1 protein-coding gene (only partly in view) is annotated in these 21,875 nt (G+C 70.4%); it reads left to right on the forward strand.

Features of this window, described 5'->3' with window-relative positions; translation table 11 throughout:
- Positions 1 to 21,875 carry the 5' portion of a non-ribosomal peptide synthase/polyketide synthase gene (locus tag JRI60_RS37610; protein ID WP_204220838.1) on the forward strand. Its footprint extends 5,287 nt past the window's final position, so only the first 21,875 of its 27,162 coding nucleotides appear in the window; the start codon lies at positions 1 to 3; its stop codon lies off the right edge, out of view.

The following is a 21,875-nucleotide window of genomic DNA, read 5'->3' on the forward strand; positions in this document are numbered from 1 at the left end:
ATGAAGTCGATTTCGAATTCGTCTCCCGCATCCACGTTGCTGGAGTTGGTGGAGGAGCGCGCCGCGCTCCTGACCGAGGCACCGCTCTTCACCCTGTATGAAGACGCCGATGGTGGCGAGGAGATCCTCAGCCACGCGGGACTGTTGAGGCGCGCGCAGGGCATTGGAGCCCACCTGCAGGGGATCGCCGCGCCGGGCGAGCGGGCGGTGCTGCTGTATCCCCCGGGGCTCGAGTACGTGGCCGGCTTCTTCGGCTGTCTGGCATCGGGCGTGGTGGCGGTGCCGGCCTATCCGCCGGATCCGACGCGACTGGAGAGGACGCTGCCGCGTCTGAGGGCCATCATCCAGGACGCGCAGGCCACGCTGGTGCTCACCACGTCCTTCATCCTCTCCATGGCGGAGCTCATCTTCGAGGCCGCCCCGGATCTGAGGAACCTGCGCTGGGTGGCCACCGACGAGGTGGCGGCGGGAGCGGAGGCGGACTGGAAGCGGCCGGAGCTGACGAGCGACTCGCTCGCCTTCCTCCAGTACACCTCCGGCTCCACGGGCACGCCCAAGGGCGTGATGCTCACGCACGCCAACCTGCTGCACAACCTGAAGCTCATCCACGGAGCCTTCGGGATGAACGCGGGCAGCTCGGGCGTCATCTGGCTGCCGCCCTACCATGACATGGGGCTCATCGGCGGCATCCTGGGCACCGTGTACGGGGGCTTCTCCACGGCGCTGCTGTCGCCCTTGACGTTCCTGCGGCGCCCGCTGCGCTGGCTGGAGGTGGTCTCGCGCACGAAGGGCACCATCAGCGGTGGCCCCAACTTCGCCTTCGATCTGTGCGTGCGCAAGACGACCGAGGAGGACCGGCGCAAGCTGGACCTGAGCCACTGGGAAGTGGCCTTCTGCGGCGCCGAGCCCATCCGCCCCGAGACGGTGGACCGCTTCGTCCAGGCCTTCTCCGTCAGCGGCTTCCGCCGCGAGGCCTTCTACCCCTGCTACGGCCTGGCGGAGGGGACGCTCATCGCCTCCGGTGGTGATGTGGGCGCCTCGCCCGTGCTGCGGACGGTGGGTGGAGAAGAGCTGTTGCGGGGCCACGCCGTGTCCGCCCAGCCCGAGCAGGAGAAGGCACGCACCCTGGTGGGCTGCGGCCGGAACCTGCAGGACCAGGAGCTGGCCATCGTCAATCCCACCACGTTCGCGCGCTGCGCGCCGGGCGAGGTGGGGGAGATCTGGGTGAAGGGCCAGAGCGTGGCCGTGGGGTACTGGAACCGCACCGAGGAGACGGAGCGGGTCTTCCACGCGCGCACCCAGGATGGCGCGGGGCCCTTCCTGCGCACGGGAGACCAGGGCTTCCTGCTGGAGGGGGGAGACCTCTTCGTCACCGGCCGCATCAAGGACCTCATCATCATCCGCGGCCGCAACCACCACCCGCAGGACATCGAGCTGACGGCGGAGCAGGCGAGCCCCGCGCTACGGCCCGGGTGCGGCGCGGCCTTCTCGGTGGAGGTGGAGGGCGAGGAGCGGCTGGTGGTGGTGTTCGAGGCGGACACGCGGCGCCAGCCGGTGGCGATGGACGAGGTGGTGCAGGCCGTGCGGCAGCGCATCGCCGAGGTGCACGAGCTGCAACTGCATGCACTGACGCTCATCGAGCCGGGCAGCCTGCCCAAGACGTCGAGCGGCAAGATTCAACGGCGGGCCAGCCGTGAACTCTACCTGACGGGAGAGCTGCGCGAGGTGGCCACGTGGCGCGGCGAGGCGGTGAGCGCCCCGGCCGTGGAGGAGACGGCGGCCTCGGCCGACGCGGTGGAGGAGCGGCCCGGGACGCCCGAGGCGCTCGAGCGCTGGCTGCGGGCGCGGCTGGCGCGGCGGCTGGGAACGAGCCCGGAGCAGCTGGAGCGGGACGAGCCGCTCACGCGCTACGGCATGGACTCGCTGTCGGCCGTGGAGCTGGCGTACGAGGTGGAGAAGGGCCTGGGCGTGACGCTGCCCATGGAGGCCCTGCTGCGCGGGCCGAGCCTGGCCGAGCTGGTGGAGCAGCTCTCCCAGCTCGCTGGCACCCGTCAGGCCGCGCCCCTGGGCCGGGCCTCGCGCGAGCAGCCCCTACCCCTGTCCTTCGCCCAGCAACGGCTGTGGTTCCTGGATCAGCTCGAGCCGGGCAGCCCGCTCTACAACATCCCCGCCTGCGTGCGGATGGAGGGCTCGCTGGATGCGGCGGCCCTGGAGCGGAGCTTCGCGGAGATCGTCCGGCGGCACGAGTCGCTGCGCACCACCTTCCAGGCCCAGCAGGGCGAGCCCGTGCAGCACGTGCGTCCCGAGGGCGCGCTGGAGCTGGTGAGGGTGGACCTGAGCGCACTGCCCGCGGAGGAGCGCGAGGCGGAGGTGCAGCGCCGGGCCCACGAGGAGGCGCTGCGCCCCTTCGAGCTCACGCGCGGCCCGCTGCTGCGCACCGTGCTGCTGAAGCTCTCGGACACCGAGCACGTGCTGGTGCTGTGCATGCACCACATCGTCTCCGACGGCTGGTCCATGGGCGTGCTGGTGCGCGAGGTGGCGGCCCTCTACGCGGCCTTCTCGCGAGGCCAGCCCTCGCCCCTGCCCGAGCTGCCCGTGCAGTACGCCGACTACGCCGTCTGGCAGCGGCAGTGGCTGCGGGGCGAGCTGCTCGACACGCAGCTGGCGTACTGGAAGCGGCAGCTCTCCGGCGCGCCCTCCCATCTGGAGCTGTCCACCGACAAGCCCCGGCCCCCCGTGCAGGGACTGCGCGGCTCCAGCGTGCCGGTGCGGCTGTCCCGCGACCGGTGGGAGGCGCTCGAGGAGCTCGCGCGGCGTGAGGGTGTCACGCCCTTCATGCTGCTGCTGGCCACGTTCCAGACCCTGCTGCACCGCTACAGCGGCCAGGATGACATCCTCGTCGGCTCGCCCATCGCCGGCCGCAACCGCTCCGAGCTGGACGGGCTCATCGGCTTCTTCGTCAACACGCTCGTGCTGCGGACCGGGCTGCACGGCGACCCCACCTTCCGCGAGCTGCTGACGCGCGTGCGGGAGACGACGCTGGGCGCCTACGAGCACCAGGACCTCCCCTTCGAGAAGCTCGTGGAGGAGGTGCGCCCGGTGCGCGACCTCAGCCGCAGCCCCCTCTTCCAGGTGATGCTCGTGCTGCGGCCGGATCCGCTGCCCGGCACCGCCCTGCCCGGGCTGTCGCTGCACGAGGTCGAGCTGGAGAGCCGCACGGCCAAGTTCGATCTCACCCTCACGCTCAGCGAGTCCGCGCAGGGACTCTCGGGCGCACTCGAGTACGCCACCGATCTGTTCGAAGCCCCCACCATCGCTCGCATGGTGGAGCACCTGGATGTGCTGCTGGAGGGCGTGCTGAATCACCCCGAGGCGCGCCTGTCGGAGCTGCCACTGCTGCCGGCCCAGGAGCATCAGCGTCTGCTGGTGGACTGGAACCACTCCGACTTCCTGCCCCGCGCCGACCGCGCCCTCCACCAGTTCTTCGAAGCCCAGGTGGACGCCACCCCCGAGGCCACCGCCCTCGTCGTCGGCACCCGCCGCTTCTCCTACCTCCAGCTCGAGGAACGCACCAACCAGCTCGCCTGGCACCTGCGCTCCCTGGGCGTCGGCCCCGAGGTGCCCGTCGCCCTGTGCCTGGAGCGCACCGAGCTGCTGCCCCTGGCCATCCTCTCCATCCTCAAGGCTGGCGGCACCTACGTGCCCCTCGACCCGGCCTACCCCTCTCAGCGTCTGGCCTACAGCCTCGCCGACGCCCGCAGCCCCCTGCTCCTCACCCAGCGCTCCCTGGCCGAGGACATGCGCGGCCTGGGTGCTCCCTCGTTGTTGCTGCTGGACGAGCCCGAGGCTTTCTCCCACCAGCCCACCCACCGGCTGCCCTGCCTCAACACGCCTCAGCACCTGGCCTACGTCCTCTACACCTCCGGCTCCACCGGTAGACCCAAGGGCGTCGCCCTCCAGCACTCCAGCGCCTCCGCCTTCCTGAATTGGGCCCTGGCCTCCTTCTCTCCCTCTCAGCTGGCCGGCACCCTGGCGGCCACCTCCGTCTGCTTCGACCTGTCCGTCTTCGAGCTCTTCGCTCCCCTGGCCTGCGGCGGCTGCGTCTACCTGGCCGACAACGCCCTGGCCCTTCCCTCCCTGCCCGCCGCTTCCGAGGTGACGCTCATCAACACCGTCCCCTCGGCTGTCGCCGAGCTGGTGCGCCAGCGTGCCCTGCCCGCCTCCGTGCGTACCGTCAACCTCGCCGGTGAGGCCCTTCAGTCCTCCCTGGTGCAGGCCCTCTACGCCACCGGCACCGTCGAAGCCGTCTTCAACCTCTACGGCCCCACCGAGGACACCACCTACTCCACCTGGGCCCTGGCTCCTCGCGACTCCTCCCTCATTCCTCCCATTGGCCGTCCCCTGCCCGGCTCCCAGGCCTATGTGCTCGACGCACACCTGCGGCCCGTGCCCCAGGGCGTCCCCGGTGAGTTGTTCCTCGGCGGCCTGGGCCTGGCCCGTGGCTACCTCGGCCGCCCTGAGCTCACCGCCGAGCGCTTCATCCCCGACCCCTTCTCCTCCTCTCCCGGCGCTCGCATGTACCGCACCGGCGACAGGGTGCGTTGGAGCGCCGACGGCCAGCTGGAGTACCTGGGCCGCATCGACTTCCAGGTGAAGGTGCGTGGCTTCCGCATCGAGCTGGGCGAGGTGGAGTCCGCCCTGCTGCGCCACTCCTGCGTGCGTGACACCGTCGTGGTGGCTCGTGAGGACGTGCCCGGCGACAAGCGCCTGGTGGCCTACGTCGTGGCTCGCGAGGGCCAGTCCGTGGAGCCCGGCGTGCTGCGCTCCTTCCTCGAGGAGCACCTGCCGGCCTACATGGTGCCCTCGGCCTTCGTGGCCCTGCCCGCCCTGCCTCTCAACCCCAACGGCAAGGTCGACAGGAAGGCCCTCCCCGCTCCGGATGCCTCGCACCTGCCGAGCGGCTCCAACTACGTCGCCCCGCGCACTCCCACCGAAGAGGCCCTCGCCTCCATGTGGGCCGAACTGCTGCACGTGCCGCGCGTGGGCGTGCACGACAACTTCTTCGAGCTGGGTGGTCACTCGCTGCTGGCCACCCAGGTGGCCTCTCGCATCCGCGCCACCTTCGGCGTGGAGCTGCCCCTGCGTGCCCTCTTCGAGTCCTCCACGCTCGAGGCACTCGCACGGCGCATCGAGTCCTCTCGCCAGGAGCGCACCTCCAGTCTCCCCGCCCTCAGGACCGCCGACAGGTCTCGCCCGCTGCCCCTGTCCTTCGCGCAGCAGCGCCTGTGGTTCCTGGAGCAGCTCGAGCCCGGCAACACCACCTACAACATGCCCGCCGCCGTCCGGCTGGTGGGCTCCCTGAACGTACAGGCCCTCCAGGGCAGCTTCGATGAGCTCGTGCGCCGCCACGAGTCCCTGCGCACCACTTTCCGCTCCGAGGCTGGCGAGCCCGTCCAGGTCATCGCGCCTTCGGCTTCGTTGCCCCTGTCCCTGGTGGATCTGACGACACTGTCGCCACAGGAGCGTGAGGCCGAGACCATTCGTCTGGCTCACGCCGAGGCCACGCGCCCCTTCGATCTGGCCCATGGTCCGCTGCTGCGCACCGTGCTGCTGAAGCTCTCGGACTCCGAGCACGTCCTGCTGCTGTGCATGCACCACGTCGTCTCCGACGGTTGGTCCATGCAGGTGCTGGTGCGTGAGGTGGCCGCCCTCTACGACGCATTCTCCCAGGGCAAGCCCTCTCCCCTGCCTGGACTGCCCGCCCAGTACGCCGACTTCGCCGTCTGGCAGCGCCAGTGGCTCCAGGGCCAGACGCTCGACACCCAGCTCTCCTGGTGGAAGCAGCAGCTCTCCGGCGCTCCCGCTCAGCTGGAGTTGCCCACCGACAAGCTCCGCCCCGCCACCCTTTCCTACCGCGGTGCCGAACTCCCCGTGCGGCTCCCCCGTGAGCTGTCCGAGTCGCTCAAGGCGCTCGCCCAGCGTGAAGGCGTCACCCCCTTCATGCTCCTGCTCGCCGCCTTCCAGGTGCTGATGCACCGCTACAGCGGTCAGGAGGACGTGAGCGTCGGCTCGCCCATCGCTGGCCGCCGTCACTCCGAGACCGAGAGCCTCATCGGCTTCTTCGTCAACACGCTCGTGCTGCGTGCCCGCATGGAGGGCAATCCCTCCTTCCGTCAGCTGCTGCGCCAGGTGAAGGACACCACCCTGGGTGCCTATGAGCACCAGGACATCCCCTTCGAGAAGCTCGTCGAGGAGTTGCACCCGGCTCGCGACTTGAGCCGCACTCCCCTCTTCCAGGTGATGTTCGTCCTGCAGAACGCGCCCGCCGCGGACATGGCTCTCCAGGGCCTGTCCCTGCGCATGCTGGAGTCCTCCTCCCAGACTGCCAAGTTCGACCTCACCCTCTCCCTCTCCGATTCCGCCGAGGGCTTCGCGGGTTCCCTGGAGTACGCCACCGATCTCTTCGAGCAGGACACCGTCTCCCGGCTCGCGCAACACCTGACCGTGCTGTTGCAGGGAGTGGTGTCTTCTCCCGAGGCGCGCCTGTCCGAGCTGCCGCTGCTGCCGGCCCAGGAGCGTCAGCGCCTGCTGGTGGACTGGAACCACTCCGACTTCCTGCCCCGCGCCGACCGCGCCCTCCACCAGTTCTTCGAAGCCCAGGTGGACGCCACCCCCGAGGCCACCGCCCTCGTCGTCGGCACCCGCCGCTTCTCCTACCTCCAGCTCGAGGAACGCACCAACCAGCTCGCCTGGCACCTGCGCTCCCTGGGCATTGGCCCCGAGGTTCCCGTCGCCCTGTGCCTGGAGCGCACCGAGCTGCTGCCCCTGGCCATCCTCTCCATCCTCAAGGCTGGCGGCGCCTACGTGCCCCTCGACCCGGCCTACCCCTCCCAGCGTCTGGCCTACAGCCTCGCTGACGCCCGCAGCCCCCTGCTCCTCACCCAGCGCTCCCTGGCCGAGGACATGCGTGGCCTGGGTGCTCCTGCGTTGTTGCTGCTGGACGAGCCCGAGGCTTTCTCCCACCAGCCCACCCACCGGCTGCCCTGCCTCAACACACCTCAGCACCTAGCCTACGTCCTCTACACCTCCGGCTCCACCGGCAGGCCCAAGGGCGTCGCCCTCCAGCACTCCAGCGCCTCCGCCTTCCTGAATTGGGCCCTGGCCTCCTTCTCTCCCTCTCAGCTGGCCGGCACCCTGGCGGCCACCTCCGTCTGCTTCGACCTGTCCGTCTTCGAGCTCTTCGCTCCCCTGGCCTGCGGCGGCTGCGTCTACCTGGCCGACAACGCCCTGGCCCTTCCCTCCCTGCCCGCCGCTTCCGAGGTGACGCTCATCAACACCGTCCCCTCGGCTGTCGCCGAGCTGGTGCGCCAGCGTGCCCTGCCCGCCTCCGTGCGTACCGTCAACCTCGCCGGTGAGGCCCTTCAGTCCTCCCTGGTGCAGGCCCTCTACGCCACCGGCACCGTCGAAGCCGTCTTCAACCTCTACGGCCCCACCGAGGACACCACCTACTCCACCTGGGCCCTGGCTCCTCGCGACTCCTCCCTCATTCCTCCCATTGGCCGTCCCCTGCCCGGCTCCCAGGCCTATGTGCTCGACGCACACCTGCGGCCCGTGCCCCAGGGCGTCCCCGGTGAGTTGTTCCTCGGCGGCCTGGGCCTGGCCCGTGGCTACCTCGGCCGCCCTGAGCTCACCGCCGAGCGCTTCATCCCCGACCCCTTCTCCTCCTCTCCCGGCGCTCGCATGTACCGCACCGGCGACAGGGTGCGTTGGAGCGCCGACGGCCAGCTGGAGTACCTGGGCCGCATCGACTTCCAGGTGAAGGTGCGTGGCTTCCGCATCGAGCTGGGCGAGGTGGAGTCCGCCCTGCTGCGCCACTCCTGCGTGCGTGACACCGTCGTGGTGGCTCGTGAGGACGTGCCCGGCGACAAGCGCCTGGTGGCCTACGTCGTGGCTCGCGAGGGCAACACGCTCGATATCTCCGCCGTGCGTGCATTCCTCGAGGAGCACCTGCCGGCCTACATGGTGCCCTCCGCCTTCGTCGTACTGCCCGCCCTGCCCCTCAACCCCAACGGCAAGGTCGACAGGAAGGCCCTCCCCGCCCCGGATTCTTCCCACTTCTCCGGCTCACACGAGTACGTCGCTCCTCGCAACGAGGTGGAGCTGCGCCTGGCCAATATCTGGAGCCAGATCCTCCAGCTGCCGCGCGTGGGCGTGCACGACAACTTCTTCGAGCTGGGCGGCCACTCGCTGCTGGCCACCCAGGTCGTCTCGCGCATCCGCGCCGCCTTCGGCGTGGAGCTGCCCCTGCGTGCCCTCTTCGAGTCCTCCACTCTCGAGGCCCTCGCCTCGCGCGTGCGGGCGTCACTCCAGGGCAACGCCACCTCCGCACTGCCTGCGCTGAAGCCCGCCGACAGGACGGCCCCGCTGCCCCTGTCCTTCGCCCAGCAGCGCCTGTGGTTCCTGGAGCAGCTCGAGCCCGGCAACACCACCTACAACATGCCCGCCGCTGTGCGTCTGGTGGGCACCCTCGACCTCCACGCCCTCCAGCGCGTCTTCGATGAGGTGGTACGCCGTCACGAGTCCCTGCGCACCACCTTCCGCTCCGAGGCTGGCGAACCCGTCCAGGTCATCGCTCCCAAGGCATCACTGCCCTTGTCCCTGGTGGATCTGACGACACTGTCGCCACAGGAGCGTGAGGCCGAGACCCTGCGTCTGGCCCGCGCCGAGGCCGTGCGCCCCTTCGAGCTGGCCCACGGCCCGCTGCTGCGCACCACCCTGCTCAAGCTCTCGGACTCCGAGCACGTGCTGCTGCTGTGCATGCACCACGTTGTCTCCGACGGCTGGTCCATGCAGGTGCTAGTGCGCGAGGTGGCCGCCCTCTACGACGCCTTCTCCCAGGGCAAGCCTTCTCCCCTGCCCGGGCTGCCCGTCCAGTACGCCGACTTCGCTCTCTGGCAGCGCCAGTGGCTCCAGGGCCAGACGCTCGACACCCAGCTCTCCTGGTGGAAGCAGCAGCTCTCCGGCGCTCCCGCTCAGCTGGAGCTGCCCACCGACAAGCCCCGCCCCGCCACTCTTTCCTACCGCGGTGCCGAGCTGCCTGTTCGGCTCCCCCGTGAGCTGTCCGAGTCGCTCAAGGCGCTCGCCCAGCGTGAAGGCGTCACCCCCTTCATGCTCCTGCTCGCCGCCTTCCAGGTGCTGATGCACCGCTACAGCGGCCAGGAGGACGTGAGCATCGGCTCGCCCATCGCTGGCCGCCGCCACTCCGAGACCGAGGGCCTCATCGGCTTCTTCGTCAACACGCTCGTGCTGCGTGCCCGCATGGAGGGCAACCCCTCCTTCCGTCAGCTGCTGCGCCAGGTGAAGGACACCACCCTCGGTGCCTACGAGCACCAGGACATCCCCTTCGAGAAGCTCGTCGAGGAGTTGCACCCGGCGCGTGACCTCAGCCGGACGCCTCTCTTCCAGGTGATGTTCGTCCTGCAGAACGCGCCCGCCGCGGACATGGCCCTCCAGGGCCTGTCCCTGCGCATGCTGGAGTCCTCCTCCCAGACTGCCAAGTTCGACCTCACCCTCTCCCTCTCCGAGACCTCCGAGGGCTTCGCTGGCACCCTGGAGTACGCCACCGATCTGTTCGAGAAGAGCACCGTCTCCCGGCTCGCGCAGCACCTGCATGTGCTGCTGGAGGGCGTGATTGCCACGCCCGAGGCGCGGCTGTCCGAGCTGCCGCTGCTGCCGGCCCAGGAGCGCCAGCGCCTGCTGGTGGACTGGAACCACTCCGACTTCCTGCCCCGTACTGACGGTGCCCTCCACCTGCTCTTCGAGCGCCAGGTGGACGCCACTCCCGAGGCCACCGCCCTCGTCGTCGGTACTCGCCGCTTCACCTACCGCCAGCTCGAGGAGCGCACCAACCAGCTCGCCTGGCACCTGCGCTCCCTGGGCGTCGGCCCCGAGGTGCCCGTCGCCCTGTGCCTGGAGCGCACCGAGCTGCTGCCCCTGGCCATCCTCTCCATCCTCAAGGCCGGCGGCGCCTACGTGCCCCTCGACCCGGCCTATCCCTCCCAGCGTCTGGCCTACAGCCTCGCTGACGCCCGCAGCCCCCTGCTCCTCACCCAGCGCTCCCTGGCCGAGGACATGCGTGGCCTGGGCGCTCCGGCCCTCCTGCTGCTGGATGAGCCCGAGTCCTTCTCGCGCCACCCCACTTCGCGCCCGCCCTGCCTCAACACGCCTCAGCACCTGGCCTACGTCCTCTACACCTCCGGCTCCACCGGCAGGCCCAAGGGCGTCGCCCTCCAGCACTCCAGCGCCGTCTCCTTCCTCCACTGGGCCATGGCCTCCTTCTCCAAGGCCCAGCTGGCCGGCACCCTGGCGGCCACCTCCGTCTGCTTCGACCTGTCCGTCTTCGAGCTCTTCGCTCCCCTGGCCTGCGGCGGCTGCGTCTACCTGGCCGACAACGCCCTGGCCCTTCCCTCCCTGCCCGCCGCTTCCGAGGTGACGCTCATCAACACCGTCCCCTCGGCTGTCGCCGAGCTGGTGCGCCAGCGTGCCCTGCCCGCCTCCGTGCGTACCGTCAACCTCGCCGGTGAGGCCCTTCAGTCCTCCCTGGTGCAGGCCCTCTACGCCACCGGCACCGTCGAAGCCGTCTTCAACCTCTACGGCCCCACCGAGGACACCACCTACTCCACCTGGGCCCTGGCTCCTCGCGACTCCTCCCTCATTCCTCCCATTGGCCGTCCCCTGCCCGGCTCCCAGGCCTATGTGCTCGACGCACACCTGCGGCCCGTGCCCCAGGGCGTCCCCGGTGAGTTGTTCCTCGGCGGCCTGGGCCTGGCCCGTGGCTACCTCGGCCGCCCTGAGCTCACCGCCGAGCGCTTCATCCCCGACCCCTTCTCCTCCTCTCCCGGCGCTCGCATGTACCGCACCGGCGACAGGGTGCGTTGGAGCGCCGACGGCCAGCTGGAGTACCTGGGCCGCATCGACTTCCAGGTGAAGGTGCGTGGCTTCCGCATCGAGCTGGGCGAGGTGGAGTCCGCCCTGCTGCGCCACTCCTGCGTGCGTGACACCGTCGTGGTGGCTCGTGAGGACGTGCCCGGCGACAAGCGCCTGGTGGCCTACGTCGTGGCTCGCGAGGGCAACACGCTCGATATCTCCGCCGTGCGTGCATTCCTCGAGGAGCACCTGCCGGCCTACATGGTGCCCTCCGCCTTCGTCGTACTGCCCGCCCTGCCCCTCAACCCCAACGGCAAGGTCGACAGGAAGGCCCTCCCCGCCCCGGATTCTTCCCACTTCTCCGGCTCGCGCGAGTACGTCGCTCCTCGCAACGAGGTGGAGCTGCGCCTGGCCGAGCTCTGGAGCCAGATCCTCCAGCTGCCGCGCGTGGGCGTGCACGACAACTTCTTCGAGCTGGGCGGCCACTCGCTGCTGGCCACCCAGGTCGTCTCGCGCATCCGCGCCACCTTCGGCGTGGAGCTGCCCCTGCGCGCTCTCTTCGAGTCCTCCACCCTCGAGGCCCTCGCCTCGCGCGTGCGGGCGTCACTCCAGGGCAACGCCACCTCCGCGCTGCCTGCGCTGAAGCCCGCCGACAGGTCGGCCCCGCTGCCCCTGTCCTTCGCCCAGCAGCGCCTGTGGTTCCTGGAGCAGCTCGAGCCCGGCAACGCCACCTACAACATTCCAGCCGCCGTCCGGCTGGTGGGGGCCCTGGATATCGAGGCCCTGCGCCGTACTTTCGATGAGGTGGTACGCCGCCACGAGTCCCTGCGCACCACCTTCCGTTCCGAGGCCGAAGGCAGCATCCAGCTCATCGCGGCTCCTGCCTCCCTGCCGCTCCCCGTGGTGGACCTGACGGCCCTGCCCACCGAGCAGCGCGAGGCCGAGGCCCGCCGGCTCGTCGGGGAAGACGCCACCAGGTCCTTCGACCTGGCGCATGGTCCGCTGCTGCGCACCTCGCTGCTGAAGCTCTCGGACTCCGAGCACGTCCTACTGCTGTGCATGCACCACATCGTCTCCGACGGTTGGTCCATGCAGGTGCTGGTGCGCGAGGTGGCCGCCCTCTACGACGCCTTCTCCCAGGGCAAGCCTTCTCCCCTGCCCGGGCTGCCCGTCCAGTACGCCGACGTCGCCGTCTGGCAGCGCCAGTGGCTCCAGGGCGAGACGCTCGACGCGCAACTGTCCTGGTGGAAGCAGCAGCTCTCCGGCGCTCCCGCTCAGCTGGAACTGCCCACCGACAAGCCTCGCCCCGCCGTCCTCTCCTACCGCGGTGCCGAGCTGCCCGTGCGGCTCCCCCGTGAGCTGTCCGAGGCCATCAAGGCGCTCGCCCAGCGTGAAGGCGTCACCCCCTTCATGCTCCTGCTCGCCGCCTTCCAGGTGCTGATGCAGCGGCATTCGGGACAGCAGGACATCGTCGTCGGCTCGCCCATCGCCGGGCGCCGCCACGCCGAGACCGAGGGCCTCATCGGCTTCTTCATCAACACGCTCGTGCTGCGTGCCCGCATGGAGGGCAACCCCTCCTTCCGCTCGCTGCTGCGCCAGGTGAAGGACACCACCCTCGGTGCCTACGAGCACCAGGACATCCCCTTCGAGAAGTTGGTGGAGGAGCTCCAGCCGGCTCGCGACATGAGCCGCACTCCGCTCTTCCAGGTGATGTTCGTCCTGCAGAACGCGCCCGCCGCGGACATGGCCCTGCAAGGCCTGTCGCTGCACATGCTGGAGTCCCAGTCCCAGGCGGCCAAGTTCGACCTCCACCTCTCCCTCTCGGAGACCTCCGAGGGCTTCTCCGGCTCCCTCTCCTACGCCACGGATCTCTTCGAGCAGGACACCATCGTCCGTCTCATCGAGCACTTGACCGTGCTGTTGCGGGGAGTGGTGGCGGCGCCCGAGGCGAAGCTGTCCGAGCTGCCGCTGCTCACCGAGGCCGAGCGCCGCCAGCTGCTCGTGGAGTGGAGTGATACCTCCGCCGACTTCCCGCGCGAGGCCACCCTCCACCAGCTCTTCGAGGCCCAGGTGGCGCGTACTCCCGACGCCCCGGCCCTCGGCTTCGAAGGCAGCTGGCTCACCTACCGCCAGCTCGACGAGCGCGCCAACCAGCTCGCCTGGCACCTGCGCTCCCTCGGCGTCGGCCCCGAGGTCCGCGTCGGCGTCTGCATGGAGCGCTCGCTGGACATGGTGGTGGCCCTCTTCGCCACCCTCAAGGCCGGCGGCGGCTACGTGCCGCTCGACCCGGCCTATCCCGCGCAGCGCCTGGAGTGGATGCTCGAGGATGCCCGGCCCGCCGTCCTCCTCGTGCAGCAGCACCTGCTCAACCGCCTGCCCCGCTCCGAGGCCTCCATCGTGTGCGTGGACACCGGCTGGGACTCCATCTCCCGCCAGTCCACCCTCACGCCTCCGGCGCTCTCCACCGCGGACAACCTCGCCTACATCATCTTCACCTCGGGCTCCACCGGCCGCCCCAAGGGCGCCATGAACATCCACCGCGCCGTGGCCAACCGCCTCGTGTGGATGCAGCGCGCCTACGGCCTGGGCTCGGAGGATGTCGTCCTCCAGAAGACTCCGTTCAGCTTCGACGTCTCCGTCTGGGAGTTCTTCTGGCCCCTCATGGTGGGTGCCCGCCTCGTGGTGGCCCGCCCCGGTGGCCACCAGGATCCCGACTACCTCGCCACCCTCATCTCCCAGCAGCGCGTCACCACCCTGCACTTCGTGCCCTCCATGCTCCAGGCCTTCCTCCAGGAGCCCGGACTGGAGCAGCGCTGCGCCAGCCTGCGCCGCGTGGTGTGCAGTGGTGAGGCCCTTCCCCTGGAGCTCTCCCGCCGTTGCCTGGAGCGTCTGCCCCACGCCGAGCTGCACAACCTCTACGGCCCCACCGAGGCCGCCGTCGACGTCACCTGGTTCCACTGCCGCCCGGACTCCGCCCTTCGCTCCGTCCCCATCGGCAAGCCCATCTCCAACACCTCCATCCGCCTGCTCGACGCGCACCTGCGTCCGGTGCCCGTCGGCGTGGCCGGTGAGCTCTTCATCGGCGGCATCCAGGTGGGCCGCGGCTACTTCGGCCGCCCGGACCTCACCGCCGAGCGCTTCATCCCCGACGCCTTCAGCACCGAGCCCGGAGCCCGCCTCTACCGCACCGGCGACCTGGCGCGCTGGCTGCCGGATGGCGACATCGAGTACCTGGGCCGCGTCGACTTCCAGGTGAAGGTGCGTGGCTTCCGCATCGAGCTGGGCGAGCTGGAGGCCGCGCTGCTCCAGTACCCGGCCGTACGCGAGGCCGTGGTGGTGGCCCGCCAGGAAGGCGCTGGCGACAAGCGCCTGGTGGCCTACGTGGTGGCCCACGAGGGCCAGTCCCTCGAGGTCTCCGCCCTGCGCGCCTTCCTCAAGGACAAGCTGCCCGAGTACATGGTGCCCTCGGCCTTCGTGCCGCTGCCCGCCCTGCCGCTCAACCCCAACGGCAAGGTGGACAGGAAGGCCCTGCCCGCTCCGGAGGCCGCGCTCCTCTCCGGCGCTCGCGAGTACGTCGCTCCCCGCAACGAGGTGGAGCGGCACCTGGCCGAGATCTGGGCCACGGTCCTGCGCGTGCCCCGCATCGGCATCCACGACAACATCTTCGACCTCGGCGGCGACTCCATCATCAGCCTCCAGGTCGTGGCGCGCGCACGCCAGGCCGGCTACACGCTCTCCGCTCGCGACATCTTCCAGCACCAGACCGTCGCCGAGCTGGCCACCGTGGTCCGCGTGGCCTCGCGCTCCGAGGCCATCCCGCAGGGGCCCGTGGTGGGCCCCGTGCCCCTCACGCCCATCCAGCGCCGGCTGCTGGAGCTCGACGCCTCCCACGCGCATCACTTCAACCAGTCGCTGCTGCTGCGGGCACGCCAGCCCATCGATGCGGCGCCGCTGGAGAAGGCCCTGCGCCTGATCGTCTCGCACCACGACGCCCTCCGTCTGTCCTTCCAACAGGTGGACGGCGTCTGGCGTCAGGACAACGCCTCGCCCGAGCAGGCCCTGCCCTCCCTGCTCCAGGTGGATCTCTCCTCCCTGCCCGCCTCCGAGCACCCGCGGGCCCTGCTCGAGGAGACCGCCCGCCTCCAGGCCAGCTTCTCCCTCTCCCAGCCCCCGCTGCTGCGCGCCGCCCTCTTCCACTTCGGTGACGGCCAGCCCCAGCGCCTCTTCCTGTGCATCAACCACCTCGTCGTCGATGGCGTCTCCTGGCGCGTCCTGACGGAGGACCTGGAGTCCGCCTACCAGCAACTGCTGCGAGGCCAGCAGCCGTCGCTGCCCACGAAGAGCACCTCCTTCCAGACCTGGGCCCAGCGCCTGGAGGCCCACGCCCGCTCCGAGTCCCTGGCGGCCGAGGCCTCCTTCTGGGCCGAGCTGGCTGATGTCCGGCCCGCGCCCCTGCCCACCGACTCGAACGGGCCCAACACCTTCGAGTCCCAGCGCTCCGTCTCCGTCTCGCTCGACGCGGAGGCCACGCGCCTGCTGCTCCAGGAGGTGCCGGGAGCCTGGCGTGCGCACATCAATGACGTCCTGCTGAGCGCCCTGGCCCAGGCCCTCTCCGAGTGGACCGGCCAGCGCGAGGTGTTCGTCGAGTTCGAGGGCCACGGCCGCCAGGAAGAGCTCTTCGAGGGCGTGGACCTCTCGCGCACCGTGGGTTGGTTCACCACGCTGGTGCCCGCGCTGCTGAAGCTGCCCGCCGGTGGCTCAACCGGAGACGGTCTGCGCTCCGTGCGCGACTCGCTGCGCCGCCTGCCCCACAACGGCCTCGGCTTCGGCCTGCTGAAGTGGCTGGCTCCGGACGCGCTCTCGCGGCCCTTCCAGGCGATCCGCTCCCAGGTCATCTTCAACTACCTGGGTCAGCTCGATGCGAACGCCGCGTCCAGCAACCTCTTCAGCCTGTCCAGGGAGCGCACCGGCGCCCACGCGGCGCCCGCGGCCACCCGCCACTGCGTGCTGGAGCTCAACGGCTCCGTCCTCGACGGCAGCCTGACGATGGATTTCGCCTACAGCGCCCATCTGCACGAGCGCTCCACCATCGAGTCGCTGGCCCAGCGCTTCCTGCACCACCTGCGCGCCCTGATCGACCTGCGCCACTCCGAGGACGCCCGCCGCTTCACGCCTTCGGACTTCCCGCTCGCGCGCCTCCCGGCACCGAAGCTCGACACGCTGCTGGCCACCACGGGCCAGGACATCGAGGACCTCTACCCGCTCTCGCCCCTGCAGCAGGGCATGCTCTTCCACTACCTGCTGGCGCCCCAGTCCGCCGTCTACTTCGAGCAGACGGCCTGGACCATGGACCAGCGGCTGGACCTGGCGGTCTTCCGCCAGGCGTGGCAGGCCGTCCTCGACCGCAATCCCATCCTCCGCACCAGCTTCCACTGGCAGGGCTTCGATACGCCCGTGCAGGTCGTCCACTCCCGCGCGGTGCTCCCCTTCGAGGAGCACGACTGGAGGGGGCTGTCCGCCGAGGAACAGCGCTCCCGCTTCGAGCGCTTCCTCGCCGAGGATCGCCAGCGTGGCTTCGAGCTCTCGCGCGCCCCGCTCGTGCGCGTGACGGCCATCCGGCTCGGTGAGGACTCCCACCGCTTCCTCTGGAGCCACCACCACCTGCTGCTGGACGGCTGGAGCCTCGGACTGCTCGTGCAGGAGGTCTTCGCCCTCTACGACACCTTCCGCACCGGCTCCACGGCACAGCAGCCCTCGCGGCCTCCGTTCCGCGACTACATCGCGTGGATGCAGGGGCGCGATGCCTCCGCGGACGAGTCCTTCTGGCGCTCCACCCTCGCGGGCTTCTCCGCTCCCACCCCGCTGCCCGCCGACACCCATGCGGCTCCCGCCCGGGGCGAGGCACCGTCCTCCCATACGCTGGAAGTGGACCTGGGCCCTGGGGACACCTCCACCCTCCAGGCCTTCGCGCGCCAGCACCAGCTCACGCTCAACACGCTGGCCCTGGCCTCGTGGGCGCTCGTCCTCTCGCGCTACAGCGGTGAGTCCGATGTCCTCTTCGGCACCACCGTGGCCGGCAGACCCCCGGAGCTTCCCGGCTCCGAAGACATGATGGGCCTGTTCATCAACACGCTGCCCGTCCGCGTCACCCTGCCCTCGGCCTCCTCGACCGTCCTGCCCTGGCTCGAGGCCCTGCAGGACCACCAGCTCCAGGCCCGCCAGCACGAGCACACCTCGCTCGTGCGCATCCAGTCGCTCGGCGCGCTGCCCCGGGGCACCTCCCTCTTCGAGTCGCTGCTCGTCGTCGAGAACTACCCCCTCGACTCCGCCATGCGGCAGCGCACCTCGATGGAGGTGAGGGACGTCCGCTCCATCGAGCGCACCAACTACCCGCTCACCCTCGCGGTGCTCCCGGGCGAGCACATCCGCCTGCGTCTCTCCTACGAGGCCCCGCGCTTCGAGTCCGCGTCCATGCAGCGCCTGCTGGCGCACTGGCGCAACGCCCTCGTGTCCCTGGTGGAGCACGCCTCCGCGCGTCCAAGCGACGTCTCGCTCCTGTCCGCCGCCGAGCGCGCGCAGGTGGTGGAGGAGTGGAACAGCCCCTCCCTGCTCGACTACCCGCGCGACGCCTCCCTCTCCGTCCTCTTCCAGGAGCAGGCCCGCCGCACACCCGACTCCGTGGCCCTCGTCTTCGGCGACCAGCGCCTCACCTACCGCCAGCTCGACGAGCGCTCCAACCAGCTCGCCCACCTGCTGCGCCGCATGGGAGTCCGCGACAACACCCTCGTCTGCCTCTGCCTGGAGCGCTCGCTCGAGCTCGTCCTCTCCATCCTCGCCATCATCAAGGCCGGCGGCGCCTACGTCCCTCTCGATGCCTCCTACCCCCGTGAGCGCATCGCCTCCATGCTGGAGGACGTCGCCTCGCCCCTGCTCCTCACCCAGGACAAGTTCCTCTCCACCTTCTCCGGCCGCTTCTCCACCACGCTCTGCCTCGATTCCCAGTGGCAGCAGGTGCTGGCCGAGCCCGGCTCGGCGCTCCACACGGACACCCATGGCGGCAGCCTCGCCTACGTGATGTTCACCTCCGGCTCCACCGGCCGGCCCAAGGGCGTCTGCATCCCCCAGCGCGGCATCACCCGCCTGGTGTTGGGGACGGACTACGTGCACTTCGGACCCCAGGAGGTATTCCTCCTGGCGGCGCCGGTGGCCTTCGATGCCTCCACCCTGGACATCTGGGGTGCGCTGCTGCACGGCGGCAAGCTGGTGGTGCCTCCGCCCCACCCGATGTCGCTCGAGGAGCTGGGCGCCACGCTGGACCAGCACGGCGTGTCCACGTACTTCCTCACCGCGGCGCTCTTCGCGCAGATGGTGCAGCACCAGCCCGGTCCGCTCTCCCGAGTCCGCCAGCTCCTGGCGGGCGGCGAGGCGGTGCCGGTGGAGCAAGCGCGCCAGCACCTGGCGAACATCCGGGAGGGAACCACCTTCAGCAACGCCTACGGTCCCACGGAGAACACCACCTTCTCCACGACGATGCGGCTGACGCCGGGGGCGAAGCTCGGCGCGAGCGTGCCCATCGGCCGGGCCATCGCGCACTCCAGCGCCTACGTGCTGGACGACACGTTGCGGCCGGTTCCCCCGGGCGTGCCGGGAGAGCTGTACGTCGGCGGAGACGGTCTGGCCTGGGGTTATCTCAACCGCCCCGAGCTCACCGCCGAGCGCTTCATCCCCAACCCCTTCGCCTCCTCCCCCGGTGAGCGCCTCTACCGCACCGGTGACAGGGTGCGCTGGCTGTCCGACGGCACGCTGGACTACCTCAACCGCCTGGACAACCAGGTGAAGGTGCGCGGCTTCCGCATCGAGCTGGGCGAGGTGGAGACGGCCCTGCTGGCCCACCCCTCCGTGCGCGAGGCCATCGCCCTCGTGCGCGAGGACGTGCCCGGCGACAAGCGCCTGGTGGCCTACTTCGTTCCCCACGAGGGCCACACGCTCGACACCGCCGCTCTGCGCTCCTTCCTCGAGGAGAAGCTGCCCAAGTACATGCTGCCCTCGGCCTTCGTGGCCCTGGCGGCTCTGCCCCTCACGCCCAACGGCAAGGTGGACAGGAAGGCTCTCCCCGCACCGGAGGCCTCGCTCGCTGGGGACGGCGCCCACTACGTCGCTCCGCGCACTCCCACCGAGGAGAAGCTGGCCGCCATCTGGGCCGAGGTGTTGCACGTGCCTCGCGTGGGCGCGACGGACAGCTTCTTCGAGCTGGGCGGCCACTCGCTGCTGGCCACCCAGGTGACGTCGCGCATCCGCACCACGTTCGGTGTGGAGCTGCCGCTGCATACGCTCTTCGAGGCGCCCACCCTCGCGGAGCTCGCCGGGCACATCCAGGCCGCGGCCCGCTCCGAGGACCCTGGCATCCAACCCGTGCCCCGCGCGGGCCCGCTGCCGCTCTCCTTCGCCCAGCAGCGCCTGTGGTTCATCGATCAACTGGCGCCGGGGCAGGCGAACTACAACGTCCCCTTGGGGGTGAGGCTGGAAGGCGCCCTGGACGTCACGCTCCTCCAGCGCAGCTTCGAGGAGCTGGTGCGCCGCCACGAGGCCCTGCGCACCACCTTCCGCTCCGAGGTGGAGGGCAACTTCCAGCTCATCTCCCCGCCCGCGACCCTGCCGCTGGCCGTGGTGGACCTGACGTCACTGCCCGAGGGACAGCGCGAGTCCGAGTCCCACCGGCTCGTCCAGGACGAGGTGCGCCGGCCCTTCGATCTGGTGCGAGGCCCGCTGCTGCGCGCGACCCTGATGAAGCTGTCGGAGCGCGAGCACGTATTGGTGCTCGTCATGCACCACATCGTCTCGGACGGCTGGTCCATGGGCGTGCTGGTGCGCGAGATGGCGGCCCTCTACGCGGCGTTCCGCCAGGGCCAGCCCTCGCCGCTGCCCGAGCTCCCCATCCAGTACGCCGACTACGCCGCCTGGCAGCGGCGGTGGCTGCAGGGCGGGACGCTCGACAAGCAGCTCGCGTACTGGAAGCAGCTGCTCTCCGGTGCGCCCGCCCACCTGGAGCTGCCCACCGACAAGCCCCGCCCGGCCGAGCAGTCCTTCCGCGGCGCCACACTCCACGTCCAGCTCCCGCGCGAGCTGTCCGAGTCCGTCAAGGAGCTCAGCCAGCGTGAAGGAGTGACGCCCTTCATGTTCCTGATGAGCGCCTTCCAGGTGCTGATGCACCGCTACAGCGGTCAGGACGACATCCTCGTCGGCTCGCCCATCGCCGGCCGGCATCGCACCGAGCTCGAGGGCCTCATCGGCTTCTTCGTCAACACGCTCGTGCTGCGGGCCCGCCTGGGTGGCAACCCCACCTTCCGCGAGCTGCTGCGTCAGGTGAAGCAGACGACGCTGGGTGCCCACGAGCACCAGGACGTGCCCTTCGAGAAGCTGGTGGAGGAGCTGCGTCCCGAGCGCGACCTGAGCCGTGCGCCGCTCTTCCAGGTCCTCTTCGCCCTGCAGAACGCGCCCACCGCCGCGCCCCTGTCCGTGTCGGACCTCACGATGAGGCCCATCGAGGTGGACGGCTCCGTCTCCAAGTTCGACCTCGCGCTGACCCTCGCCGAGCAGGAAGGCTCCTTCTCCGGCACGCTGGAGTACAGCACCGACCTCTTCGAAGCGGACACCATGTCCCGGTTGATCGGGCACCTGCGGACGCTGTTGGAGGGCGCGGTGGCGCGGCCCGACGCTCGACTCTCCGAGCTGCCGCTGCTCTCCCCCGCCGAGCACCAGCGGCTCCTGCGGGCCGGTAGCCCCGCCCCGCGCGAGCTGCCCCGGCCCGCCCTGGTCCACCGCTCCTTCGAGGCCCAGGCCCTGCGCACCCCGGATGCTCCCGCCGTGCGCGGTGGTGGACAGCCTCTCTCCTACCGCCAGCTCAACGAGCGCGCCAACCAGCTCGCCCGCCACCTGCGCCGGCTCGGCGTCGGCCCCGACGTCCTCGTCGCCGTCTGCCTGGAGCGCACGCCCGACCTCGTGGTGGCCCAGCTCGCCACGCTCAAGGCCGGCGGTGCGTATCTGCCGCTCGACCCCTCCCTGCCCCGCGAGCGCCTGGACTTCATCCTCTCCGACGCCGGCACCGCGGTGCTGCTCACTCACTCCTCCCTGAAGGACGTGCTCTCTCCTCGCGGGCACGTGTTCCTCATGGACGAGCACTGGAGCCAGGTGGAGCAGGAGCCCGTCACCAATCTGGACGTCGCGGTGGATGGCGAGCACCTGGCCTACGTCATCTACACCTCGGGCTCCACGGGCCGTCCCAAGGGCACGCTCCTGCGCCACGCCGGCCTGTGCAACACCTCCCTGATGCTCATCGACACCATGCGTCTGCGTCCGGGCAGCCGCGTGCTCCAGTTCTTCTCCGCCGGCTTCGATGCCTCCGTCTCCGAGATATGGCCGCCGCTGCTGGCGGGCGCGGAGGTGGTGCTCGCCTCTCGCGAGGAGCTGGCTCCCGGTGCGCCTCTCATGCGCGTGCTCAAGGAGCAGGCCATCACGGTGGTGACTCTGACGCCCTCCGTGCTCGCCCAGCTCGAGCCCCAGGGACTCGAGCACCTGGAGACACTGTTCTCCGCCGGTGAGGCGTGCACGCCCGACGTGGTGGCGCGCTGGAAGCCGGGCCGTCGCTTCATCAACGCCTACGGCCCCACCGAGACCACCATCTGCGCCACGCGTTCGGACAACGTGGACGCCAGGCGCATCTCCATCGGCCAGCCCTACCACAACGTGCGCGTGTACGTGCTGGACGCCAACCTGCGTCCGGTGCCCGTGGGCGTGCCCGGTGAGCTGTTCATCGGTGGCGCGGGCCTGGCCCGCGGCTACCTCGGCCGTCCCGAGCTCACCGCCGAGCGCTTCATTCCCGATGCACTCAGTAACGAGCCCGGTGCGCGCCTCTACCGCACCGGTGACCAGGTGCGCTGGCTGCCCGATGG

Source organism: Archangium violaceum (genome assembly GCF_016887565.1).
Classification (GTDB): Bacteria; Myxococcota; Myxococcia; order Myxococcales; family Myxococcaceae; genus Archangium; species Archangium violaceum_B.